The 6,000-nt window shown below is 67.7% G+C and carries 4 protein-coding genes and 1 pseudogene; 2 read left to right on the top strand and 3 right to left on the bottom strand.

The genetic code is table 11. From position 1 onward, the window contains the following. A partial coding sequence (locus D7X96_RS40490; RefSeq protein ID WP_208647376.1) for a hypothetical protein occupies nucleotides 1–258 on the top strand: 258 nt, incomplete at its 5' end. A gap of 550 nt (nucleotides 259–808) precedes the next feature. Here D7X96_RS40490 and D7X96_RS25675 read toward each other — a convergent pair. After that, entirely contained in the window at nucleotides 809–1,894 is a 1,086-nt protein-coding gene (locus D7X96_RS25675; protein ID WP_120548741.1) for an SGNH/GDSL hydrolase family protein, read from the bottom strand. A gap of 227 nt (nucleotides 1,895–2,121) precedes the next feature. Here D7X96_RS25675 and D7X96_RS25670 point away from each other — a divergent pair, with 227 nt between their 5' ends. Next, entirely contained in the window at nucleotides 2,122–3,408 is a 1,287-nt protein-coding gene (locus D7X96_RS25670) for a chloride channel protein (protein WP_120548742.1), read from the top strand. A 7-nt stretch (nucleotides 3,409–3,415) separates the two neighbouring features. On the opposite strand, the gene D7X96_RS25665 is transcribed toward D7X96_RS25670, so the two are convergent. Together D7X96_RS25665 and D7X96_RS41795 are read right to left on the bottom strand one after the other, a co-directional pair. Then, nucleotides 3,416–5,707 (bottom strand): membrane dipeptidase, encoded by a 2,292-nt coding sequence (locus D7X96_RS25665; protein ID WP_121770962.1) that lies wholly within the window; start codon nucleotides 5,705–5,707, stop codon nucleotides 3,416–3,418. A gap of 161 nt (nucleotides 5,708–5,868) precedes the next feature. Next, a pseudogene (locus D7X96_RS41795) lies at nucleotides 5,869–6,000 on the bottom strand (carbonic anhydrase); the annotation flags it as partial.

Raw genomic sequence — 6,000 nt, 5'->3', positions numbered from 1 at the left:
TCCCTTCTCGCTGCGCTTTTCAGCGCTGCTCTTGAAGGTGAAGATGCCCTCAAAAAATTGACTGCGGTTTCCGCAATCCATTACTGCTTGGGCTTGCTATTTGGTTTTCAAAGACCGAGCCGCTTGTTGCGACTTTGTTGCTTGCCGGTTTCTCTTCAACCGGCGGGGTTGCAGCTTCTATTTCAGTTCGCAGTCAGCGTCAACTTCGCTTTTTGCGTCCTGCGGGCTGCTTCGAAGTTCCTCGGCGCCGTCCAGTGACTTCCGCCGATTTTTCGAAGGGGAGCGGCTTCTACTTCAGCGCCGCGTTCCCTGTCAACCGCTTGCTGTCAGCTTCCTTCACCGCTTTGCGTCCGTCGTGTTGCCTGTCAGACGCTTGCTTCTTCGGTGGGGCGCGGCTTCTATCTCTTCGCCGCGTTCGCTGTCAACCCGCTCGTTGACTGCCCTATTTCGTTGTCGGTGCTGCTCTCCCTCCGAAGTGCCTTCCGCGCCAGTGCGCGGGCTTCGAAGCGAGGGGCGCGGCTTCTACCTCTTCGCCGCGTTCGGGATCAACAGGTTTCGTTGACCCTTTTCTTCCCCCCCGCTGACTTTCCGAGGCCCGGAGGCCGGCGGTTCGTCGCGGGGGTCCAGTCTCTAACGCTTCGGGCCGACGACGTCAAACACTTGGTTGACCCGGGCCTGATCATTTGTGTCCCGAAGAAGAGGGGCCTGGCTGCCTGGCCCTCCTCTCCCAGGCCCGGACGCGACAAGGCCCCCGACCCGGTGACAGGTCGGAGGCCCTTTCTCCCTACGGATGCCGTCCTACTTCACGTCACGGCGTCGCGGGGTCGAACGTGGAGATGCTGTAGCCCATGCGCTCGTGGCCGAACTTGTTCCAGTCCGGGTTCTTGCCGTTGACGACCTGGCCGTCCGTGTAGGTCGGCGCGCCGGAGCCGGAGCCGGAACCAGAGAAGATGTTCACGCTGATGGTGGAGCCCGTGTACGTCGGGTGCGTGTTGTCCGACTGGATGTAGTCGTAGCTGGTGCTGCTGTTGGCCAGGTGGCCGTTCGCGTCGCGCAGCGTGCCACGCAGGGTGACGCTGATGCGCTGGACGTAGGCGTCCTCGGTCTCGCCGGCGCGGTACGCGATGGCCGCGGAGTCAATCTGGCCGTCGCCGTTGCGGTCGTAGTCGGAGGCCATCATTTCCGCGAAGGCGTCCGCGCACTTGAAGCCGTACTTCGCCGCCAGGTTGCAGGCGCGCCAGTTGCTGCGCGCCAGCAGCGGCAGGAAGTACTGCTGCTTGTTCACCTTCTGCCCCGTCGCCGAGTCCGTGCAGGCCGTCAGCACGTTGTCCGCGTCATAGCCGGGGTAATAGATGTTCGAGATGACCTTCACCTTCGCGGTGGTCGCGTACTGGTTGATGGTCTGCATCGCCCGCTCCATGTACGTGGTGCAGGCCGCCAGCGCGTTCTGCAGGCCGCTGTAGTTGCACGTCCCCGTCTGGTCGGTGAACGCGCTGCGGGCCTGCAGGTAGTCGTTGCCGCACATCTCGAACATCACGACGCGCGTGCGGGAGTCCTGCATGTAGGAGCGCTCGGAGACGATCTTGTTGTTGTAGATGTCGTCCGCCTTCGCACCGGACTTCGTGCGGCGGATGACCTCCACGTTCGTGCCCCACTTCTTCGCCGCGTACTCGCCCTCCACCACCGGGGCCGCACGGCGCGCGACGCTGCCGATGCCGCCGTTGTAGCCGGCGAAGATGGAGTCGCCGTAGGCCACCACGCGGTACGTCTGCGACGCCGAGCGGTTGATGGTCCACGACGTGTTCTGGTTGATGGTGCTGGCCATCGCGGTGCCACTGAGGGTGGTGGCGGCGAGGACGGCGGCGAGGGACAGCCCGCTGCGACGAACGGACATACCGGCTCCTGAAGAGGTAGGGGATTCCCGCCCCGGGGATGGGGAGAGGCCGCGCACGGTACACGGCTTTGATTCAGGAATCACTCCTCAGACCCGAATTCACATCGCAATATGTATTCCATGTTGAACATGAATTCCGCCACGATGCGTCAGAGTGAAGCGGGTGCGGGCCCCTTGCTGACGCAGCGCTTCCGGTTGACGCGTTGTTTCACGGATACATTGCGCCCATGAATTTCTCCGGGAGTGCCCGAGCCCTGGGGCAGTGGCTGCTGCTGGGCGCCATCGTGGGGGGCGTGTGCGGCGTGGCGTCCGCGGTGTTCCTGGCGCTCCTGGAAGCGGCCACGGAGTTCCGGCTGGCGCATGAGTGGCTGGTGTACGCGCTCCCGGTGGCGGGGCTCGTCGTGGGCGCGGTGTATGGCCGGTGGGGTGCGTCCATCCGGGGCGGCAACAATCTGGTGCTGGACACGGTGCACGCGGGCGACGCGGTGATTCCCCTGCGCATGGCGCCCATGGTGCTGCTGGGCACGGTGCTCACGCACCTGTTTGGCGGGAGCGCGGGGCGCGAGGGCACCGCGGTGCAGATGGGCGCGAGCCTGGCGGACCAGATTGCCTGGCGCTTCCGGGTGTCGCCGGACACGCGGCGCGAGCTGCTGGCGGCGGGCATCGCGGGTGGCTTCGGTTCGGTGTTCGGCACGCCGCTGGCGGGCACGGTGTTCGGGCTGGAGGTCGTGTGCGTGGGCCGGCTGGGCTACGAGGCGCTCCTGCCCGCGCTCACCGCGGCTGTCGTGGGGGACCTGGTGACTCGCGGGCTGGGTATCCATCACACCGTGTACCCGGTGCCTCAAGCGCTGGCGCTGACGCTGCCCGTGCTGGGCAGGTGGCTGGTGTTCGCGGTGGGGATCGCGGGCGTGGCGGTGGCGTTCATCGAGGGCACCCATGGGCTGAAGCGCGTCCTGGAGCGCCGGGTGCCGTGGCTGCCCGTGCGCATGGCCCTGGGCGGACTGGGCGTGGTGGGGCTCTGGCAGCTCGCGGGCACCAGCGACTACCTGGGCCTGGGCGTGCCCGGCATCGTGCGCGCGTTCGAGGACGCGTCCCTGCCCTGGGGCGCCTTTGCCTGGAAGCTCGTGTTCACCGTGGTGACGCTGGGGGCGGGGTTCATGGGCGGTGAGGTGACGCCGCTGTTCTTCATCGGGGCGACGCTGGGCAATGTCCTCGCGCGGCTGCTGGGACTGCCGGTGGACCTGGGCGCGGCGGTGGGGATGGCGGCGCTGTTCGCGGCGGCGGCCAATACGCCGCTCGCGCTCTCGTTGATGGCGGTGGAGCTGGTGGGGGCCTCCGTGCTGCCTCACGTGGCCATCGTCGCCTCGGTGGCGTACCTGCTCACCGGGCACCGGGGCATCTATCCGTCGCAGCGCATCGCCCGGAGGAAGCTGGGCGGGCCGCTGTTGGACCGCATCGTCGCGCTGCGCGACCTGCATGAGGCGCCCCGGAAGGAACCCGAGGCGCCTCGCTGAGCGGGCGCTACTTGCAGGTGAAGGACCAGCGGCAGGTGCCGGAGGCGCACTCCCTATCACTGGAGCAGGCCGCTCCCCGGCTTCGCTTGTTGATGCACTTGCCGGAGTTGAGCCCCCAGCCGCAGAACTGGTTCGCTCCGCAGTGCGAGTCGCTGTCGCAGAGGCAGCTGCCCGTGGGGTTCACGTAGCAGTCCGCGCTGCAGCGGTCGGTGGTGCATTCGCGGTCCGACTTGCACGTCTGGCCGTAGGCCTTGGAGCGCGGCGTGTAGCACCAGCCCACCGCGTTGAAGCAGCCTCCGCAGGCTCCAGAGAGACACTGGCCGTCGCGGCTGCAGGACGTTCCGTCCGTCTTGCGGTCCACGCAGTCGTTGTCGCCGGGGTTGGCCGGGATGTCGTTCTGGCAGTAGCGGGAGGAGCCGCAGTCACCGTCGTCATTGCAGACGCAGCGTCCGTCGAAGGTCGCGCAGAGCACGGAGGTGCACTGCTCGCTCTGGCACTCGTCGTCGAATCGGCAGCCCTGGCCCAGCGTCTTGGAGTCCGGCGCGTAGGCCTTGCCACAGACGGTGGGGTACGCCTTCTCACGCTCCTCCGGCGGCACCCACGGCGCGATGCCCGCCGTGTCGATGTCCAACGCGGGATCCGCCATGCTGCCGTTGCGCGCGGTGCTCGCGGTGCGCTCCCACATGCGGATGAACAGCTCCGCCGAGCGGTCCAGCGGCGTGGTGTCCGCGCCCAGGTTACGCACGTCCTGGAGCAGGTCCGGCAGGAGGCCTACGTGGGCCAAGCCCTGTTCGTCGAACGGCGTGCCCAGCCGGCCCGGTGCCTCCAGCTCCTGCTGGTGGGCCTGCGCGTCCGCCTCCGCCTGGAAGCCCGCGGAGCATGCGCCGTTGGGACCGAAGCGGGGCCGCGTCTGCTGGATGAAGCCGTTGAAGTCCGCGCCGAAGGCCATGGGGACCTTGAGGCCCTGACGGCCGAATTCGTAGGCCTGGGCGAAGGAGCGGCTGGAGCCCTGGCAGTCGTTGGCGATGTTCGCGGGCGTGTACGTGCGCGTCTCGTCGTGCGCGGTGCGCAGGCCGAACATGCCTCCCGTGCGGCGCAGCATCTGCACCACCCAGGCGGGGGTGGTCTTCTCGTTCTGGGCGAGCTTGCCGTTCATCACCTCGCGGAAGTGGCCGTGGCTGATGAAGAGCGGGTAGTAGCGGTTCGCCTGGGAGACGGCGTACGCGTCCCGCACGCCCTTCTCCGACAGGTGCGCCAGGTCGATGAGCATGCCCTTGTCCATCATGGCCTGGAGGAGCTGCTGGCCGTCCGCGGTGAGGCCCTTCACGTTGCGGCACTGGGCGTCCACGTCGAAGCCCAACGTGAAGCCGGCTGCGGTGGCTCCGCAGTCGGTGTCGATGTGGCAGTTCTCCAGGAACTGCGCGGCCTGGAAAATGACGTTGTGCAGGGCCGCTCCGCCGAAGCGGTTGTCCAGCTGGTGCACGGGCTGGAGCGTGCGCACGCCCAGCGCGTGGAAGCGGTTGAGCTCCGCTCTCCAGTCCTTCGCGCCGAAGAGCTTGCTGGTCTCGATGGAGAGGACCATGGCGAGCCTGCCCTGCGAGATGATCCGCCTTGCGTCCGCGGGCGACAGGGCGATCTCCACCCAGTCATTGGCCGCGTCGAAGGCGTGGGCCATCTGGAGCTGGAGCTCCACGTCCGTCATCTCGTCGCAGGCGCGCTTGCGGTTCTGCGGAGGCAGCGCTTCGCAGAGGAAGCCGTTGCTCACGGCGGAGACCACCACCAGCGACATGCCTCCTTCGTGCGCCTGCTTGAGCCAGCCGCCCCAGGACTGCTGGTGGGCGATGGTGTCCCAGCGGGGCCACTCCGTGCCGGGCTGGCGGCGGCCCATGTGCAGGCCGGTGTCCCCTTCGGTTCCTTCAATCTTGCCGATGAACTCCGAGCCCACCGCTCCCGCGACTCCGAAGAGCTGGGACAGGATGGGGGCTCCGCTCAGGTCCACTCCGCCCGAGTTGGGGCAGAGGTTGAGCAGGCCGCTCAGGTCCATGCGGACGCGGGCGTGGTCGCTCTCGGGCCAGCCTCCGTCACAGGTGTCGAGCGAGCCGTTGACGCCGCCGTGGAACCAGCCGCCTCCGAAGGCCTCCTCGGCGAACATGTGGTGGTGGAGCTCCGCGAAGCCCGGCACGTCCACGCCCTGCTTCTGGGTGGTGGGCTGTGGGTCCTCGGTGGGGGCACAGGAGAGAGCGGCCGCCAGCGGCAGGGCCAGGGGGCTCCAGCGGAACCATGGGAGGGGATGGGACACGAACGCTCCAGGATGAGGGGAGCGTTCACATGCTTCAGCCCGGACACCGCGTGCAAGACGCGGTGTCCCAGAGTGTGTTCAGGGCACGGTCGCGGTGGGGACGAGCCCCTCCTTGGGCCAGAACTCCACGTGCCCGGTGTCCAGCAAGAGATTGCGGAGACGAGCGCGTCGAGGTTGGGCGAGCCGGTGCTCTGGCCGTCCGGGATGGTGAGGCCCGCATTCACGGCGCCGCAGGACTCGTGGCCCATGATGACGATGAGTCGCACACCCAGGTTGGCGACGCAGGACTCGAT

Source organism: Corallococcus interemptor, from assembly GCF_003668875.1.
GTDB classification, from domain to species: domain Bacteria; phylum Myxococcota; class Myxococcia; order Myxococcales; family Myxococcaceae; genus Corallococcus; species Corallococcus interemptor.
Note: the sequence above shows the minus strand (reverse complement) of the source record. Positions and strands in the feature narration are given on the sequence as shown.